Raw genomic sequence first — 18,323 nt, 5'->3', positions numbered from 1 at the left:
GATGACGCAATCACTCGACTACCGCAAAGAGACAGCCTCGCAGACTGCGGGACCTTATGTGCATATCGGTCTCGCGCCAGGTGATGCAGGTTTTGATATATACGCTCATGAACTCGGACACGACATTGCCGGACCAAATGCCAAAGGCCAGCGGATCAAGGTGACCGGCATCGTCACCGACGGGACCGGAGCGCCGGTCAAGGATGTCCTGATCGAGATCTGGCAGGCAAATGCTGCCGGCATTTATCCCGGGCAAGGCGATGTCGAAGACGGATTTCGCGGCTGGGGGCGTGTGATCCCTGATTTTGAAAGCGGTGAATTTACCCTTGAAACCATCAAGCCTGGTGAAGTCGTTGGGCGTGACGGGCGCAAAACCGCCCCCCACCTGAACCTGTGGCTGGTCGCGCGTGGCATCAATGTCGGTTTAAACACGCGGATGTATTTCGATGACGCGGCCGCCGCCAACGACAAAGACCCTGTCCTGACCCTGATCGAACAGGCGCATCGGCGCGATACGCTGATTGCAAAGGGCGATGGCGAAACCTATCGGTTCGACATCTGCCTGCAAGGCGAAAATGAAACTGTCTTTCTGGATGTGTAACCTACCATGACAACCCCTTGTATCATCTGCGTTGCGATCACCGGATCATTGCCAACGAAAGCCAACAACCCTGCTGTTCCGATCACGATTACCGAACAGATCGAAAGCACCCAGGAAGCATTCGAGGCAGGCGCAAGCATCGCGCATTGCCATGTGCGTGATGACGCAGGCAAGCCCACATCCGACCCGGCACGCTTGGCGCGATTGAAAGAGGGCATTGAAAAGCACTGCCCCGGCATGATTGTCCAGCTTTCCACCGGCGGGCGGTCAGGTGCTGGCAAAGAACGCGGGGGTATGTTGTCGTTGGCCCCCGACATGGCCTCTTTGTCTGTTGGATCAAACAATTTCCCGACGCGGATCTATGAAAACAGCCCCGATCTTGTTGATTGGCTTGCCGCGGAAATGATGACCCATAACGTCAAACCCGAAATCGAAGCCTTTGACCTGAGCCATATCGTGCAGGCGACGCGGATGGCGGCAGACGGGCGCCTCAAAGGCCCGCTTTATGTGCAATTCGTGATGGGTGTCAAAAACGCCATGCCCGCTGATGAGCCGATCTTTGACTTTTACATAGAAACGCTCAAGCGGCTTGCGCCTGACGCGCAATGGTGTGCCGCCGGCATCGGGCCTGCGCAATTGACGGTGAATGAATGGGCCATCTCAAAGGGCGGGCATACACGCACCGGACTCGAGGACAACGTGCGTCTTGATCGCGACACCCTTGCCCCGTCGAATGCCGCACTTGTCAGACGTGCGGTTGAACTATGCGCAAAGTACGACCGTCCTGTCGCCACTTGGCAGCATGCCCGCAACATCCTTGGTCTACAAAAGAGCGCCGCATGAACCGCGCCTGCCCCGTTTTCGCCCGATGACATTTGTTTCACTCAACGGTGCCACGCTACATTACAGGTTCCGGGCAGGTTCGGGCAGGCCCGTCGTGTTTCTGAACTCTCTTGGTACCGATTTCAGGATTTGGGATGCGGTGATTGCCGCGCTGCCTGCACAAACGCCTGTCTTGTGCATCGACAAACGCGGCCACGGTCTGAGCGACGGTACAGAGATCACCATGCACCATTTGGTGGGTGATGTTGCGGCATTAATGGATGACCTTGGCCTTGCCTCGGCGCTGATCTGCGGCGTTTCTGTCGGTGGGCTGATAGCCCAAGGTGTCACAACAACGCGTCCTGACCTTGTGTCTGGGCTTGTGCTATGCTGCACTGCGGCCAAAATCGGTGATGCGGCAATGTGGAACACACGGATTGATGCAGTCAGGACAGGCGGGCTCGCCGCCTTGGCAACGGCGATCCTTGAGCGGTGGTTCAGCGCGCGTTTCATCGCCGAACGCCAAGTCGAACTGTCCGGTTATCGCAACATGCTGTCCCGCACGCCTGTCGACGGCTATGCCGGTACCTGCGCCGCATTGCGCGACACCGACTTTACCGCCGCCACCCGGACCATACGCGTCCCGACACATTGCATTGCCGGGTCCGAAGATCTGTCCACCCCGCCTGATCTGGTGCGCGGGCTTTGCGCATTGATCCCTGGGGCGACATTTCAGCTGATCGCGGGTTGTGGCCACCTGCCCTGCATCGAGGCCCCTCATCTTGTCGCCGAAGCGATCAATCTGATGCATAAGTCGATCCGATGACAGGGTTCACAGACCATCCATGGCTTGGCGGGCTGCTCGGGGACAGTGAAACAACTGCCATCTGGGGGCCGGCACAACAGATGCGGCACATGTTGGCGTTTGAAGCGGCCTTTACCGCTGCCTTGGGGGCGGTTGGTCGGATCAGCGCGGATAAGGCACAACAGGTCGCCCGCCTGATCGTTGAGTTTCAACCCGATCTTGACGCCCTCAAGACCGCCACGATGCGCGACGGTGTCGTTGTGCCCGAACTGGTGGCGCAACTGAAACGGGCCGCGGGCGCAGATGCCGCGGCGATCCATGCGGGCGCAACATCGCAGGATGTGATCGATACGGCGCTGGCGCTGACCATCAAAGCATCCAACGCCCTATTGGCTGATCGCTTGAGCGCACTTGACGCAAGTTTTGAAAACCTCGCAAACCGTTTTGGCGATCAGATCATCATGGGGCGCACCCGGATGCAGGCGGCGATGCCCATGCGCTTTGCCGAGAGGCTTGCGACATGGTCCCAACCCGTTGCGCGCCACGCGTTGCGGTTGGACCGGTTGCGCCCCGAGATTGAAGTGCTGAGCCTTGGCGGCGCAGTTGGGGATCGCGCTGCGCTGGCGGATGACGCAAATGCCATCGCCGCCGAGATGGCGGCCGGTCTTGGCCTCTATAATCCGCCCAAAGCGCAACATGCCATGCGCGATCACATCGCGGATTATGCAAACCTGCTCTCTCTCGTGACCGGCAGCTTGGGCAAAATGGGGCAAGACATTTGCCTTATGGCGCAACAAGGCATCGAAGAAATCAGTCTGCAAGGCGGCGGTGGATCCTCTGCCATGCCTCACAAACACAATCCGATACTTGCCGAACTGCTTGTCAGCAATGCGCGGTTCAACGCGACGCAGCTTGCGGGCATACACCACGCCCTGATCCATGAACACGAACGCTCGGGTGCGGCTTGGGTTCTTGAATGGATGATCCTGCCGCAAATGGCAGCGGTCACCGCACGCAGCCTGTCTGCTGCCCAGGACTTATGTGCACGGATCACGCGAATAGGCTGACGGCACAGCCTTAGGGCCAATCTGCATAGCTGGCGACCGGCATTTTCTGCAAGCTGCCTGCATGCTCTGCGTTTGCCTTTCTGAATGCGCCGGGGGGCATGCCTAACTCTGTCGAGAAGAACGCGCTGAATTGAGATGTGCTGCTAAAACCAAGATGATCGGCAATTTGGTCAAGTGTTTGATGTGATCGTTGCAGCAATGCTTGCGCTTCAAAAGTCAGGCGATCCCGAATAAGGCGCTGTGGCGGCTTGCCCAAGGTGCGTGTGCAGATGTCATGCAACCGGTCGGGTGAAACCCCAAGTTCGGCAGCAAACCGTTTGACAGGCCACCGATCACGCAAATGCGCCTCAACCAAATGCCGGAACCTTTCAAGCGTCAGGTTTGCCGTCTTATAGCTTTGATCTTCAATCATTTCATTCACGCCAGCCCGCCAAAGAGAAACAAGCATGATCCGTATTTGCGCCTCGATCACGGTTTCCATGCCGGTCTGTGCGGCGTCCAGCTCTTTGAAGATCGCGGCAAAGCAGGTTGAAAGCGTCTGGACGATATCAGGTTTCTCGCGCAGGTTCAGCGTGAACTCACGGCCAGACATCAGGCGAAGTGCGGCGACTTCGGGTTTGTGACCGATGGCATCGCTCAGCGTGGTATCCCCAAGCGTCATAATCACGCCGTTACTGCCCGCCTTTGCCTTGATCCGCGTATCGAGATCTTTGGGGCCCCAATTGATCGCAGGACCGACAATTGTCTCTTCACTGTCTGGTGTCAGGCGAACAGCGCTACCCGACAAAACCAACAGGCACCGGGTGGTCCGGCCAGGGAAATCCACCAAGCCACCCAGAAACCGGTCACCCAAGCCGCCATGAAAAACATCGGCATGGATTGTCGTTTGATGCGTTGCGAGACCGGTGATCACCTTCTTCATAACCGGATACTGACAATAAAAAGCCAGATATCAATATTTATTACAAGGTGCCTTCGCCTAAGTTAATCCTCGGGCCAAGGTTTCGGGCCTGCTGCGTGGACTTATGGAGGTTCGTCCGCGCGGGAACAGGGGGGAATTGAAGTGCATCGTCCGGCTGTTAGGCTAGATCTGATCTCTGGTGCGAATGCGGCCGCATTCGCGGTCGATGCTGCCGTGAACGCAGCCGCATCGGCATTTCCTGAATGGTCACGCTGGACAACCGCAGAGCGTGCAAAGATCATGCGCAACCTTATGCCAGCACTCGATGCGCATCGGCGGGAATTTTCCGCGCTCGCCGCAGAAGAGGTGGGCGCTTCGCGTTCGTGGACGGAATTCAACATCGATCTGGCGATCGGAATGCTGGCGCATGTGGCAAGCCTTGGTCCTGCGCTGGAAGATCGCTTGATCATTGACCCACAGAGCGGAAAACGCTCTGTCATTCGCCGACAGCCGGCGGGTGTCGCGCTGGGAATGGTGCCTTGGAATGCGCCGATCACGCTGGGGGTGCGCGCGATTGCCGGTGCGCTCATGTGCGGGAATACGGTTGTGATGAAAGGCTCAGAGCGTTGCCCCAAAACGCACCAATATCTGGTTGATGTCCTCAACGCGTCAGGGCTTCCCAAAGGTGTGCTGAATTGCGTGATCAGCAGCGCCGAGGACGCCCATGACACCATGGTGCAGCTGATCGCCCACCCGTGCATTCGCCGGATCAACTTTACCGGCTCGACCCGCGTCGGGCGCGATGTCGCGATGGAAGCGGCCCGCCACCTCAAGCCTGTTTTGCTTGAATTGTCTGGCAAGGCCCCTTTGATCGTGCTCGAAGATGCCGATCTGGATGCCGCAGTAGAGGCCGCCTGTTTTGGCGCTTTCTTCAATCAAGGACAGATCTGCATGTCCACCGATTGGATCATTGTGGTGAAAGCGGTTGCCGATACCTTTGTTGCGAAACTCGAAGCGCGGACACGGCAAATCGTGGCGGCAGATCCTGTTTATGAAGCGGCCACGCTTGGTCGCATGATTTCTGCCGAAGCCGCCGATCGCGTGAATGGATTGATCGAAGATGCGGTCTCCAAAGGCGCGCGGCTGCTGGTTGGTGGCCAGATTGATGGCTGCGTGATGCAGCCTGCATTGCTTGACGGTATCGCGGCCAACATGCGTGCGTACCGCGAAGAAACCTTTGGACCGCTGGCCAGCATCATGCGCGTTCATGACGCTGATGAAGCCGTTTCAATCGCAAATGATTCACAATTTGGCTTGAATGCCGCAGTGTTTAGCCGCGACCTTGATCGTGCGCAGGCGATTGCCGACCGGCTGGAATACGGGGTCGTCCAGATCAACGGCCCGACGGTCCACGATGACCCCTCAATGCCATTCGGAGGCATGAAGCAAAGCGGGTTCGGGCGCTTTGGAGGGGAGCAGGCGATCAATGAATTCACCGAATTAAGGTGGATTGCCACGCACCAAGACGGACGCTCACCAACGCTTTGAACCACGACGGGCAAATGCCCAAGCCACAAATTGCAAACGGAGGATACGCAATGAACCGCAGACCATTCCTGAAACTCGTCAGTGCTCTGACAATCGCAAGCGCCTTGGCGGCCAATGCCGCAAATGCTGACACAATTCGCATCGGTGCCGTTGCACCCAAAACCGGCCCATTGGCCGGCGGGGCAACAGTCACCCAGTGGCCATCAATCTATCTTTGGGTAGAGCAGGTGAACGCCGCTGGTGGCCTGACGGTCGATGGCGAGAAAATGTTGATTGAACTGATCGAGTATGATGATCAGACCAACCCAGGCGAGACAATTAAAGCGGTCCAGCGCTTGGCCACACAAGACGACGCACATTTCATTATTGCCCCCTATGGCACCGGCCTGAACCTTGCCGCGGCACCGCTGTTTGATCGCTACGGCTATCCTCAGATTGCTGTGTCGGCCATCACCGACCAGCAGCCTGAATTGGCCGCGCAATTCCCGAACATGTTCTTTACATTGGGTACGACCACAGCGCTTGCCGCAGATGTTGTCGCAGTTCTGAGCGATATGCGTGATGCGGGCCAGATGGGTGACAAAGTGGCGATGGTCAATGTTGCCGATGCTTTCGGGATCGAGTTGGCAACAGCAGCCAGACCTCTGTTCGAAGCGGCCGGTTTTGAAATTGTCTATGAAACATCCTACCCGCTTGGGACGCAGGATTTGTCGCCTGTGATCAAGGGGGCCGCAGCAGCCGCACCTGACGCCTTTGTCGCATGGTCCTATCCGCCCGATACGTTTGGTCTGACCGAACAGGCGATGATCGAAAACCTTGACGTGAAGGCCTTTTACACGGCTGTTGCGACCCCCTTCCCAAGCTACGGAGCACGTTTCGGTGCAGCTGCAGAGGGTGTGTTGGGTGCCGGTGGCGTGAACCCCGACAGTCCCGCATTCATGGAATATGCTGCCGCGCATGAAGCCGTGACTGGCGCCAAGCCTGACTATTGGGCCTCTGCGACGACATATGCATCGCTTGAAATCCTGGCGCAATCTATCGAAGCCGTTGGCCTTGATCGCGCTGCGGTAACCGCGCATCTCAAGCAATCGTCATTTGATACAATCCTCGGGCCAATCAGCTTTGATGAGAACAACTCGAATGCTGATTTCTGGACAGTCGGACAGTGGCAAGGCGGCGTGTTCAAGGGTGTTGCATCGCGGGGCCGCGATGGCACATCGCCTGTGATCTTGAAAGACGGCTGGGAATAATTCCAAAGGGGTGGCGTTCGCGCCACCCCGCACCGACGAACAAAGGGAACTGCGCTTTGGACATTCTGATCACTGGCATCTTGTTGGGCGGCACATATGCGTTGATTGCGATGGGACTTAACCTGCAATACGGCGTCGCACGGATCATGAATCTTGCCAATGGCGAGGTCTTGGTCGCTGGGGGCTATTTTGCTTTCATCGCATATACATCCACGCAGTTAAGCCCGGTCCTGACGATTTTCGTGGTCGCCCCGATCGCCTTTGGTTTGAATTGGCTGATTTATGTCTTGATGCTGCAACCCTTGGTTAGTCGCGCCAAGAACCGTGGCCAGTTGGAACGGGACAGCATTCTTGCCACTTTCGGTCTGTCCTTTATCGGCGTCGGCCTGATGCTGAGCTTTTTTGGCGGTGATTACTTTTCCTACAGTTTCCTGGCGGTTCCGGTGGAGTTGCTGGGCAATACATATGGTGCAAACCGCGTGCTATCGTTTGTCATGGCCGTTGTGATATGCGGGGCGCTCTATTTATGGCTGAACCGCTCGCGTGCAGGGCTGGCGATCCGCGCGATCGCCACTGCGCCCGCATCTGCCCGATTGGTCGGAATTGATGTAAAAAACCTCTCGGCTTTGGCCTTTGCGCTTGGCGGGGCTGTGACGGCCGTGGGTGGTGCGCTCATCTCGACCTACCTGACGCTTGATGCGTCAACAGGTGTCGTCTTCACGCTCAAGGCGTTGATTATCGTCATTATGGGTGGTGTTGGCGATGTTCGCGGGACAATTGTCGCCGCCTTGCTGCTTGGCGTTCTTGAAACGGTTGTCGCCAGTCTGCTTGACCCGGGGCTGACGCTTGCCGCTGCCTATGTGATGTTTTTGGGGATTTTGTTGTTCCGCCCGCAGGGCCTGTTCGGAAAGAAAGTGACATGAGCCTGACGGGAACAGATACACGAAACGTGCTTCTCGCAACGCTCGGCTTTGGCGTCTGCGCCTTGCTGCCTTTCGCGGATACCGGGTATTGGCTTGGGCTTGGTGTCACGATTGCGATGTTTACCGCGCTTGCAACCTCCTGGGCGCTGTTTTCGGGACCGACGCATTACATCAGCTTGGCGACCGCTGCCTTTTTCGGCGTCGGGACTTATGTGACCGGATTGGGGATTGAGACGCTTCCTTTCTGGGCGCTGGTCGGCCTTGCGGGCCTGATCGGCGCAGGACTTGCCGCTCTTGTCGGGCTTGCGACTTTGCGGCTGTCAGGCGTCTATTTCGTGATCTTTACGCTTGGCCTGGCAGAGCTTGTGCGCCAGGTCATCACATGGGTGCAAAATAACACCGGCCAGAAAGGCCTTTACGTCCTAACGGATCTTGATGAAGCCGGAATCTATTGGTGGCTTTTGGGTCTTTGTGCGGCTGTCTTTTTGACAGGTTGGCTGATCGGGCGGTCCCGCCTTGGCTTTGCACTTCGCATTATCGGGGATGACGAAATTGTTGCAGCGCATTCTGGCATCAATACAGCCCGTGCAAAAATTCTCTTGTTCATGGTGCCGGGCGCTGTGGCGGCGATGACCGGCGCCATCCTTGCGCCACGCTATGTCTATATCGAACCGTCGCTTGCTTTTGCGCCAATCCTGTCATTTCAGGTCGTGATCATGGCCCTGCTGGGGGGGGCGTCACGGCTTTGGGGGCCAGTGGTCGGGGTGATCCCGTTCACGTTCTTGCTGGAAACTGTGTCGTCCAACTTCCCCAATCAGACGACCTTGGTCATCGGCGTTGCATTTCTTGTGATCGTCTATCTTCTTCCAAACGGTTTTGTGGGTCTGCTGGACAAAGTCTTGCACCGTACCAAAGCGAATGAGGTGACGTAATATGACCAATCATGTCCTTTCGCTTCGCGGCGTGACAAAACGTTTTGGCGGTCTGGTTGCGGTCAACGCCATGAATTTCGACGTGGCCGAACATGAAGTTGTTGGGCTTCTGGGGCCAAATGGTTCGGGCAAATCAACAACCTTGAACCTGATTTCGGGTGCGCTGCCCCTTACGGCGGGAAATGTGTCGCTCTGGGGCAGCCGTATTTCCGGCCTGCCGGCACAAACAATCAACCGCAAGGGTGTCAGCAGGACGTTCCAGCTTGTTCGGCTGCTGCCATCAATGAACGTGCGTGACAACGTTGTTGTTGGCGCAGTCTTTGGCCACCGTCGCCGCTGGGGACATGACGCCAACGAACATGCGGAAAAATTGCTGGAAAGAGTGGGGCTTGGCGGCAAAGGCGATATGTCTTTGGGCCAACTGACCTATATCGACACCAAACGCGTTGAGCTGGCCCGCACGCTGGCAAGCGATCCAAAAGTGCTTTTGCTGGATGAATGGCTGGCGGGTTTGAACCCGACGGAACTTCAGATCGGGATAAACCTGATCAAATCGCTGAGGGATGAAGGCCGCACAATCATTCTGGTGGAACATGTGATGGATGCGATCAGGTCACTGTGTGACCGCTGCGTCGTGATGGCTGCCGGCACCAAGATCGCGGAAGGCACACCAACACAGGTTCTGTCCGACAAGAAAGTCATCACCGCCTATTTGGGAGACGACGATGCTTGAGCTTAACAACGTCACCGTTAGCTATGGACAACACCGCGCACTGGAAAATGCGTCGGTCAAGGTCTCGAAAGGCGAAATCGTCGTTATTTTGGGCGCAAACGGGGCAGGCAAATCTACGTTGCTCAAAGCGGCCAGTGGCATTTGCGAGGGCGTTGTTGCAGGCGAAATCCGCTTGGAAGGAACCGATCTTCTGGGCCTGCCCGCAAACAAAATCGTCGATGTCGGCCTTGCTCTGGTGCCAGAAGGCCGTGGTGTTTTCCCTGATCTGTCGGTGCGCGAAAACCTGACACTTGGGGCGTATTCGGCAAGGGCGCGTGAGGACGAAAGAGTGACGCTCGAACGGGTCTTTACCCTTTTCCCCAAGCTAAGCGAGCGCACCAAACAGATTGTTGGAACAATGTCAGGTGGCGAACAGCAAATGGTTGCGATCGGTCGCGCGATGATGTCGAACCCGACGATCCTGACACTGGACGAACCCTCGCTCGGGCTATCGCCGTTGCTCTCCAAAGAGCTGTTCCAAAATCTTGCAAGGGTCAAAGACCTTGGTATCGGGGTGTTGATGGTCGAACAGAACGCCAAACAATCTCTTGCAATTGCGGACAGGGGCTATCTGATTGAAAACGCGCGTGTGGTGCATGAAGACAGCGCTGCAAACCTGATGCGTGACCCTGCTGTCCAGGCGGCCTATCTGGGTGTGGGCAGCAGCGAACCCGCTGCAAAAGTATCTGCAACGACGACGATACCCGATACCGGGTCAGAGTCGTTCACGATCAGGCCGCGCAGTCAGAAAACACAATCTGCGGATGCGATCTTGGGTCGATCAGTGGCTGATCTGGTTGCGGCCGCCAGCAGTCAAAGTGTCAGCGCGAACGCCCAAAAGCGCCCCTCGACCAGCCACCAAACCAAGGTCGTGGTGCCAAGTGATCGACTTGCCGCAGCCCTTGCACAGATCGAAAGCGGCGCGATCAACGCCCGCAAACGCCCCAAGCCACAGCTTTTGACGCACCGCCAGTCGATCCCACCCAGCCTCGACCGGTCGCCAGAGGCAAAGCCTTGTCCGGTCATTGAAGTTTACCGCGCGCCACGTGTCGAGGTTTATCGCAGACAGCCTGATGGCAACGGTTTTGAAAGGAAATAGGATGCTCGATTCACACTCTTTGGTCAAAGGCATGTATATTGGTGGAAACTGGGTTTCATCAGGGCAGATGTTTGACGATATCAACCCGTCAACCGGTGCTGTCTGGGCGCAAGTACCCGATGGCGGACGCACCGAGGCGCGCGATGCGATCAGCGCCGCCCAAGCGGCCTTTCCGGCTTGGGCAGCGCTGCACTTTCAGGATCGTGCCAGAATATTGCTAAAGGCCGCCGACATCTGGGAAGCCCGCAAGATGGATTTCGTCGCGGCCGCCCAAGCCGAAGGCGGAGGATGGTTCGGCAAGGGCATGTTTGAGGCCGGTTATGTCCCCGAGGTTTTCAGGGCTGCGGCGGCCATGTGCTATAACGCGGTTGGCGAAATGCTGCCCTCGCAGCACGGCAAGATTTCGATGGTACAGCGCGTCCCGATGGGCGTTGTGACCGTGATTAGCCCATGGAACATGCCCGGCATTTTGACGTCACGCGGATTTGCCTTTCCACTGGCTGCGGGCAACACGATCGTGCTCAAACCATCAGAAGACACACCTTACGCTGGAGGCCTGTTTTTTGCGGAAATAATGGAAGAGGCAGGCATCCCGAAAGGTGTTTTCAACGTTGTCACCTGCTCGCGCGATCGCGTGGCCGAGATGGGCGACGAACTGGTTGAAAATCCGATGGTGAAGGGTGTCTCTTTCACCGGATCTACCCCCGTTGGACGCCAGATCGCCGCCAAGGCCGGTGCCCATCTCAAGAAGGCTTGCGTCGAACTGGGCGGCAAGGACAGTTTAATCGTGCTCGAAGACGCGGATATGGACAGGGCGACCTCTGCTGCAAGCTTTGGCAGTTTCATGCATCAGGGCCAAATCTGCATGTCAGTGGAAAAGGTGCTGGTTCACGAAAACATATATGCCGATTTTCTGCGCCAGTTCGTTGCCCGCGCGGCCAAGCTGAAAACCGGAGATACCGCAGACAAGTCGAATGTGATCGGACCGCTGATCAACGATCGCCAAGTCGAGCGCGTCAAGTTTCAGATCGAAGACGCATTGGCCAAAGGTGCCAAAGCGGTCTTGGGAGGCAGGGTCTGGGACCGGTTCGTCGAACCGACAATCTTGATCAATGTCACACCTGATATGGCCGTCTGGCAGGATGAAACCTTTGGCCCGGTCGCCGTGGTCGTCCCGTTCCGCACGGACGCCGAGGCGATAGCACTGAACAACGACACCGAATACGGGCTCAGCGCTGGCATCATCACCGCCGATGAAAACCGCGCGCTTGAAATGTCGCGCAAGCTTGAAACCGGCATGTGCCATGTGAATTGCTCGTCGGTAAATGACGAACCGCACGTCCCTTTCGGTGGCAGCAAAGCTTCGGGGGTCGGCAAGCACGGAGGAAAGTGGTCGATGGAAACCTTTACCGAAACGCGCTGGATCACGCTCGACCGTGGTGGGCGCCCCTTCCCTGCCGTGTTTTGACATGAGCTGGGAACGTGCGCCTTTGTTGAAGGGCAAGACGATTGTTGTGACAGGATCCGCCTCTGGTATCGGACAAGAGACGGCGCGGGTCTGTAGCGCAATGGGTGCAAGAGTGCTTGGCATTGATGTGACCAAACGTTTTGATCATGTCGAAGAATTCTATCGCGCCGATCTGTCCGATGGCGCGACAATCGATGCGCTGATTGACGTCCTTCCCAAAGGGATCGACGGCATCGCCAATATTGCAGGCCTGCCGCCCACCGCCCCTGCCGATAAGGTGGTGGCGGTCAATCTCTTTGGATTGAAACATCTGACACTGGGATTGATACCGAAACTGAACGACGGGGCCAGCATCGTCAATCTGGCGTCGCTCGCAGGCTTTGGCTGGCCCGACGCCGTTCACGCCATTCGCGCCAGCGAGGACGTTCATGTTGACGATGCCGCGCGCTTTGCCGTGGATCATCAAATCACGAATGAAGGCGGTCGGAGTTATTTTTTCTCCAAAGAGGCTCTGATCGCCTGGACGATGCAGAACCGATGGACCTGGCGTGATCGTGGCATCCGGATGAATGCGGTCAGCCCCGGTCCCGTTGATACACCCATCCTAGGGGATTTCCTCGAAACACTGGGCGCGCGCGCCGAGGAAGACGCACGGATCATGGACCGTCCCGGCACACCACAAGACCTTGCGCCCATCGTTGCGTTCCTGCTGTCAGACATGACGACATGGATACGCGGCACAAATATTCCCGCCGACGGCGGTATGTCATCAAACATCCTGTGCGAGATGCACGGGCTGTCATCATAAGGGAGGGCAACTCATGTCTGCACTGGGTTGGATTATCGTCATTGTCATCGTTGCGGCAATTTTCATCGCTTTGGCTGCGTCCTTCTATCAACGCGCGACAAACGAAGTGGCACTTGTCCGGACGGGGCTTGGTGGCAGGCGCGTTGTCATCGACGGCGGCGCGCTGGCGATCCCCTTCTTTCACGAGATCAACCGCGTGAACATGCAAACATTGCGCATGGATGTTGCGCGCTCTGGCGAAGCGTCGCTGATCACCAAGGATCGTTTGCGGGTGGATGTCGGCGCCGAATTCTATGCAAGCGTCACCCCGAACGATAATGCCGTGACGCGTGCGGCGCAGACCTTGGGCAAACGTGTATTTCAGCCCGACCAACTCAAAAGCCTGATCGACGGGATGATGATTGATGCTCTACGCTCTGTCGCGGCACAGATGACGATGGATGAGCTTCATGAGAATCGCGCAAGCTTTGTAAAGCAGGTCCGTGACGCTCTGACCGACACATTGGCCAACTATGGTTTGCAGCTTGACTCAGTGTCGCTGACTGCGCTTGACCAGACACCTTTCGCAGCATTGGACGAAAACAACGCCTTTAACGCGGTCGGCATGCGCAAACTGGCCGAAGTCATCGCCAAATCCAAGAAAGAACGCGCCGAGATCGAAGGCGACAGTCAAGTCAGCGTTGCGCGCGCCGCAATGGAATCCGAACGCCGCAAACTCGAAATCGACCTCGAACAACGGCGTGCGGAAATCGCGCAGACCCAAGAGGTCGAAACGCTGATGGCCGCGCAAATTTCCGAGATTGCCGTGCGCAGAGCAAATAGCGAACGGACAGCCGCGCAGGCCCGTATCCAGATGGAGCAAGATATTGCATCTGCGGATATCGCCAAGGAATTGACCCTGCGGAGGGCCGAAATCGCGCAAGCCCTTGCTTTGGAAGTTGCAGAACAGGACCGCGCAATCTCGTTTGCCGCCAAATCGCAGGAAGAAAGCCGCGCCCATGCCGACGCTGACACCGCGCGCATTGATGCGGTCAAGGCATCAGTGGCCGTTCAAACCGCCCGCCAAATGGCCGAAGCCGAGCGGCGCAAGGCGTTGACTTTGCTTGCCGCGCAAGAACAGGCAGAAGCGGCAGCCGTCCGCGCCAAAATCACCGCAGCAAGCGACAAGGCGACCGCCGCGGACAAGACGGCTGCAAAACGTGAAGAGGCCGAAGCGCTCAAAGCAATGAAACTGGCCGAAACCGAAGCAAGGCTGGCGCAGATTCAAGCCGAGAATGCGCGCTCCGAAGCGCAGGTCGCCATGGAAGTAGAACTGGCGCGCCTTCAAGCCCTGCCCAAGATATTGGCCGAAATGGTAAAGCCGGCAGAAAAGATTACCGGCATTTCGATCAACCAGATCAGCGGCCTGGACCGCAAAGGTGGAGATGGGCCGACATCACCGATCAACCAGACGGTCGATGCGATTATGGATATGGCCGTTTCGCTGCCCGCCCTGAAAAAACTTGGCAAGAACATAGGTGTCGAAATTGACACGAACCTTTTGAAAACCTCGCCAAAGCCAAAAAACGATCACGAGGGATGAGGCATCCTGAATTTGCAGCCGCTTTGCGAACTGGCCGTTCGCGGCGGGCGCAAATTGAAGGGAGGCAAATAGCGACAGCGCGGGTTGGATGATCGCAGATCGCCCGACAGGACGCAAAGGTTGGGCGGCGCCTGTATGGCGACCGCCCTTTCTATTATTGCGCGTTGGGAAAGAATAACTGATTGCCACCAACCTGATATGCCGCAATGGCCTGCTGGCCAGCGTCGGAGACGAGCCAGTCGATGAATGCCTGCCCCTCCTGCGCCTTGACATGCGCATGACGCTCAGGATTGACGAGGATCACGCCGTAAGGGTTGAAAAGGACCGGATCGCCTTCGTAGGTGATGGTCAGGTCGCCGCGGTTCGCAAATGACAACCATGTGCCGCGGTCGGTCAGTGCATAGGCCGGAACTTGGACCGCAGTGTTCAGCGTGGCCCCCATGCCGGACCCGGTTTCAAGATACCATGCGCCCTCGGGCACGATACCTGCGGCTGACCATAATGCCTGCTCCGCCTTATGCGTGCCACTATCGTCGCCGCGTGATGCAAAAGCTGCACCGGCCTGCGCGATAGCCGTCATCGCCTCCATTGCATTCTGTGCGGCGCGCGTATCGGCGGGGTCGCTGTCCGGCCCCACAATAACAAAGTCGTTATACATCACGTCGAAACGCGCAACCCCGTAACCTTCGGCGACAAATTGTTCTTCTGCCGAACGGGCATGGACAAAGACCACATCGACATCACCGCGGCGTCCGGTTTCCAAAGCTTGCCCTGTGCCCTGTGCGACAACGCGGACTTCAATGCCCGTTTCTTCCGAGAACAGGGGCAAGATATGTCCGAACAGACCTGAGTTTTCGGTCGATGTCGTAGAGGCGACTGTGATGAAATCCTGCGCAAAGGCCGGAACTGCCACAATCGATCCCAAGCTGGATACGGCACAGAGCAAAATTGCCCGCGTGTTTGAAAACATGTTGATCTTCTCCTTGTTGATCATTTGAAAATTACCAGATGAGTGCGCCACCCAGAAAATCCCGCGCTTGGGGTGTCTGGGGCGCGTCGAAGAACTGGGCAGCGGGGCCGTGTTCGATCAGCCGTCCGCGGTGCAGAAAAGCAATATCCTGCGCGAGCCGGCGCGCCTGAAACAGATCGTGGCTCGTCATCACGATGGTGATGCCCTCGGCGCTGAACTGGCCGATCAGGTCTTCGATAGCGCGGGTCGCCGAAGGGTCGAGTGCGGCCGATGGTTCGTCCAGAAACAGGACTTGCGGTCGCAATGCCCATGCGCGTGCGAGTGCGAGGCGCTGTTGTTCACCACCAGACAGCAGACGTGCTGGCCGCTCTGCCAGCGCGATAAGCCCGAAACGCGCCAGGGTTTTCTGGACCATTTCGTCACGCGCAGCACGCGCATAACCAGCCAAAGCCAACGGATAATCCAGATTGGCGCGCACGGACCGGCGCAACACCACCGGACGTTGCAATACCATCGCCTGTGCCGCCGGTCGCGGGTCTTGTGTCTGCCAGGAAACACTGCCCGAGGTGGGCGCAATCAGCCCGTGGCAGAGCCGCAGCAACAGGCTTTTGCCTGCCCCGTTCGGACCCATCACAACCAGTCGTTTTCCCGCCCTGACCGTCAGGTCAATCCCGTCCAGCAACCGCGTCTTGCCGACGGAATAGCCCACAGCCCTCAGCTGCAACGGAAGGATTGATTGTGCTGGCGCAATGACCTTATCCACTTTCATCCCAACCGTCCCCGTGCCGATTGCGCCAGCCCCCATGCCGCCGCGTTCAGTGACAAGGTGATCAGCAGCAAAATGATGCCCAAAGCCACAGCAAGACCCAGGCTGCCACGGCTGGTTTCCAAGGTGATCGCAGTGGTCATGGTGCGCGTATGGCCCGCGATATTGCCGCCCACGATCAGCACAGCACCGACTTCGGCGCTCGCCCTGCCAAAACCTGCAAGGATGCCCGTCACAAGGCTGACCCGCCCATCCCAAAGCAAAGTCGGCACCGCACGCAAACGGCCCGCCCCGAGCGAACGCAGCTGTTCACGGTACTCGGCCCAGAGGTCTTCGACGACCGAACGCGTCAGCGAAATCACGATTGGCAGGATCAATATCGCCTGCGCAATGACCATTGCCGTCGGCGTAAAAAGAAGAGCGAGGTCGCCCAGCGGGCCGGAGCGTGACAACATCAGGTAAACCAAAAGCCCAGCGACAACAGGCGGTAGCCCCATCAAAGCGTTGAAAGCAACGACAATCGCGCCCCGACAGGGGAACTGCGCAAGCGCAAGTCCCGCACCCAAGGGCAGGCCGATCAGACAACCGATGCTCACGGCCGTCAGCGTCACCTTAAGCGACAGCGCAATGATGTCTGTCAAAGCAGGGTCGCCAGAGGCAATGAGACCAAGCGCGATGAGAAATGGACCATCCATTGCCGCAAAATTCTCCCGAATATCTTGGACAATTAAACAGAATGCAGTATCCTACACAAACACCTAAATAATGCATGGATTTGCACTATTATGCAAAATTACCCGGATGATGAGAGCACCCGTTCCGGCGTGCCAAGCCTGATGACGACAACCGAGGTGGCTGAATATCTTCGGGTCAAGCAGCGCACGATCTATGAAATGGTCACGCGCCAGACGATTCCCTTCACCCGTGCGACAGGCAAGCTGCTGTTTCCACGCCGCTTGATTGATGTCTGGCTTGAGGCGCAGACCGAAGCGCCCGTTACAGGGGCATTTCGGGCAGCACCAATCTATGCGGGGTCGAACGACCCGCTTCTCGAATGGGCGTTAAGGCAGTCTGGGGCTGGACTTGCGGTGCTGACACATGGCTCGACGCATGGTCTGCGCGAATTGGCTGACGGGCGCGCGATGCTCGTGGGCAGTCACCTTCTGGATGCTGCCAGCGGGGAATACAATTTGCCAGCCGTGCAAAGCTTTCTGCCTGGCGGCGGTTTTGTCATGGTCCATTGGGCGCGCAGGACGATGGGTCTGTTGACCGGCCCCGGCAACCCGCGGGCAATCAAAAGGCTAGAGGATGTCGTGTCACAACGCCTGCGTTTCGCCGCGCGCACAGAGGGGGCTGGATCGCAACAGCTGCTTGATGTCCTGCTCGGCCGTGCGGGCCTGACGGCGGATGATTTGCAATTCGCGCCACGGCAGGCCGAAACACATGCGGATCTGGCGACAATGATCGAGATTGGCGAAGCCGATTGCGGGATCGGTCTGCAGGCGGTGTCGGGACAGCTTGGTTTCGTTCCGCTGGTTGGCAACGAGAGCTTTGATCTGATCATGCGTCGGCGTGACTACTTCGAGCCTCAGGTTCAGGCGCTGCTGGCATTCGCGCGCACCGACGCATTTGCCGCCCGGGCAGCGCATCTTTCCGGATATGATGTGACAGAATTGGGCAAGGTGCGCTGGAATTCTTGATCCAAGACAATTGCTCTGAAATCGTGAGATTTGCTGCCATCTGACAGGTCGGAAATCTGGTGTGACACGAAGACCCGCCCTGAGACCAATTGCACCACAGCCGGTCTTCCAAACCTGACAAAGCGCGCCGCCTGCCCGCGGCTTCGCCACATCGCCCAACCGCACACCGTGAACGCCCCCGTCCGCTTGATACCACTTGGCAGTCGCGGCCATTGATCGGCTTCGTCAACAACCAATTACAGCATTGGTCAGATTGATCTCTCGCTGCGCGCTATCTACTAGTGTGCGTGAAATCACAAAAACTGGAGC

At 57.5% G+C, this 18,323-nt stretch carries 18 protein-coding genes; 14 read left to right on the top strand and 4 right to left on the bottom strand.

Annotation, left to right across the window (positions count from 1 at the left end; genetic code table 11):
• Position 1: 1 nt before the first annotated feature.
• From pcaG to SKA53_RS00790, 4 genes are read left to right on the top strand one after another with little or no spacing between them, the layout of a single operon-like run.
• Positions 2-601 carry a protocatechuate 3,4-dioxygenase subunit alpha gene (gene pcaG / locus SKA53_RS00805; RefSeq protein ID WP_040482724.1) on the top strand — a complete coding sequence of 200 codons (600 nt, stop codon included), beginning with the start codon at positions 2-4 and terminating at the stop codon, positions 599-601.
• 6 nt (positions 602-607) lie between these two features.
• Positions 608-1,444, top strand: a complete 837-nt coding sequence (locus SKA53_RS00800) for a 3-keto-5-aminohexanoate cleavage protein (RefSeq protein WP_007204122.1) — start codon at positions 608-610, stop codon at positions 1,442-1,444.
• Positions 1,445-1,469: 25 nt separating this feature from the next.
• Positions 1,470-2,249, top strand: coding sequence for a 3-oxoadipate enol-lactonase (gene pcaD, locus SKA53_RS00795; RefSeq protein ID WP_007204121.1), 780 nt, complete (start codon positions 1,470-1,472; stop codon positions 2,247-2,249).
• Positions 2,246-3,295: a 3-carboxy-cis,cis-muconate cycloisomerase gene (locus tag SKA53_RS00790; RefSeq protein WP_007204120.1), complete on the top strand. Its 1,050-nt coding sequence runs from the start codon at positions 2,246-2,248 to the stop codon at positions 3,293-3,295. The genes pcaD and SKA53_RS00790 overlap by 4 nt, the downstream gene beginning before the upstream one ends.
• A 10-nt stretch (positions 3,296-3,305) precedes the next feature.
• On the opposite strand, the gene SKA53_RS00785 is transcribed toward SKA53_RS00790, so the two are convergent.
• Entirely contained in the window at positions 3,306-4,217 is a 912-nt protein-coding gene (locus SKA53_RS00785; protein WP_007204119.1) for a helix-turn-helix domain-containing protein, read from the bottom strand.
• A 141-nt stretch (positions 4,218-4,358) separates the two neighbouring features.
• Between SKA53_RS00785 and SKA53_RS00780 the strand changes: the two genes are divergently transcribed.
• Genes SKA53_RS00780 through SKA53_RS00740 form a run of 9 tightly spaced genes read left to right on the top strand, consistent with a single transcriptional unit; the run spans position 4,359 to position 14,578 of the window.
• On the top strand, positions 4,359-5,744 hold the full coding sequence (locus SKA53_RS00780) for an aldehyde dehydrogenase (RefSeq protein WP_007204118.1): 1,386 nt from the start codon (positions 4,359-4,361) through the stop codon (positions 5,742-5,744).
• Between the two features lie 50 nt (positions 5,745-5,794).
• Positions 5,795-6,994, top strand: coding sequence for an amino acid ABC transporter substrate-binding protein (locus tag SKA53_RS00775; RefSeq protein WP_007204117.1), 1,200 nt, complete (start codon positions 5,795-5,797; stop codon positions 6,992-6,994).
• A gap of 56 nt (positions 6,995-7,050) precedes the next feature.
• Positions 7,051-7,917 carry a branched-chain amino acid ABC transporter permease gene (locus SKA53_RS00770; protein ID WP_007204116.1) on the top strand — a complete coding sequence of 289 codons (867 nt, stop codon included), beginning with the start codon at positions 7,051-7,053 and terminating at the stop codon, positions 7,915-7,917.
• Positions 7,914-8,849, top strand: a complete 936-nt coding sequence (locus SKA53_RS00765) for a branched-chain amino acid ABC transporter permease (RefSeq protein WP_007204115.1) — start codon at positions 7,914-7,916, stop codon at positions 8,847-8,849. Before SKA53_RS00770 ends, SKA53_RS00765 begins: the two co-directional genes overlap by 4 nt.
• Before the next feature lies 1 nt (position 8,850).
• Complete coding sequence (locus SKA53_RS00760; RefSeq protein WP_007204114.1) at positions 8,851-9,582, top strand: ABC transporter ATP-binding protein; 732 nt, start codon at positions 8,851-8,853, stop codon at positions 9,580-9,582.
• Entirely contained in the window at positions 9,575-10,720 is a 1,146-nt protein-coding gene (locus SKA53_RS00755) for an ABC transporter ATP-binding protein (protein WP_007204113.1), read from the top strand. Before SKA53_RS00760 ends, SKA53_RS00755 begins: the two co-directional genes overlap by 8 nt.
• The gene (locus tag SKA53_RS00750) at positions 10,695-12,188 is read left to right on the top strand and encodes an aldehyde dehydrogenase family protein (protein ID WP_347360058.1); all 1,494 of its coding nucleotides are present in this window, start codon (positions 10,695-10,697) and stop codon (positions 12,186-12,188) included. Before SKA53_RS00755 ends, SKA53_RS00750 begins: the two co-directional genes overlap by 26 nt.
• Before the next feature lies 1 nt (position 12,189).
• Positions 12,190-12,996, top strand: coding sequence for a coniferyl-alcohol dehydrogenase (locus SKA53_RS00745; RefSeq protein WP_007204111.1), 807 nt, complete (start codon positions 12,190-12,192; stop codon positions 12,994-12,996).
• A gap of 13 nt (positions 12,997-13,009) precedes the next feature.
• Entirely contained in the window at positions 13,010-14,578 is a 1,569-nt protein-coding gene (locus tag SKA53_RS00740; protein WP_007204110.1) for a flotillin family protein, read from the top strand.
• 154 nt (positions 14,579-14,732) lie between these two features.
• Here the strand turns inward: SKA53_RS00740 and SKA53_RS00735 are convergent, their stop codons facing one another.
• Genes SKA53_RS00735 through SKA53_RS00725 form a run of 3 tightly spaced genes read right to left on the bottom strand, consistent with a single transcriptional unit; the run spans position 14,733 to position 17,009 of the window.
• Entirely contained in the window at positions 14,733-15,572 is an 840-nt protein-coding gene (locus tag SKA53_RS00735) for a substrate-binding domain-containing protein (RefSeq protein ID WP_007204109.1), read from the bottom strand.
• A gap of 7 nt (positions 15,573-15,579) precedes the next feature.
• Positions 15,580-16,353 carry an ABC transporter ATP-binding protein gene (locus tag SKA53_RS00730; RefSeq protein WP_007204108.1) on the bottom strand — a complete coding sequence of 258 codons (774 nt, stop codon included), beginning with the start codon at positions 16,351-16,353 and terminating at the stop codon, positions 15,580-15,582.
• Positions 16,314-17,009: an ABC transporter permease gene (locus SKA53_RS00725; protein ID WP_007204107.1), complete on the bottom strand. Its 696-nt coding sequence runs from the start codon at positions 17,007-17,009 to the stop codon at positions 16,314-16,316. Before SKA53_RS00725 ends, SKA53_RS00730 begins: the two co-directional genes overlap by 40 nt.
• A gap of 90 nt (positions 17,010-17,099) precedes the next feature.
• On the opposite strand from SKA53_RS00725, the gene SKA53_RS00720 reads away from it, so the two are divergent.
• Complete coding sequence (locus tag SKA53_RS00720) at positions 17,100-18,014, top strand: helix-turn-helix transcriptional regulator (RefSeq protein ID WP_007204106.1); 915 nt, start codon at positions 17,100-17,102, stop codon at positions 18,012-18,014.
• Positions 18,015-18,323 lie beyond the last annotated feature (309 nt).

The sequence above is a fragment of the Yoonia vestfoldensis SKA53 genome (genome assembly GCF_000152785.1).
Taxonomy (GTDB): Bacteria; Pseudomonadota; Alphaproteobacteria; order Rhodobacterales; family Rhodobacteraceae; genus Yoonia; species Yoonia vestfoldensis_A.
Note: the sequence above shows the minus strand (reverse complement) of the source record. Positions and strands in the feature narration are given on the sequence as shown.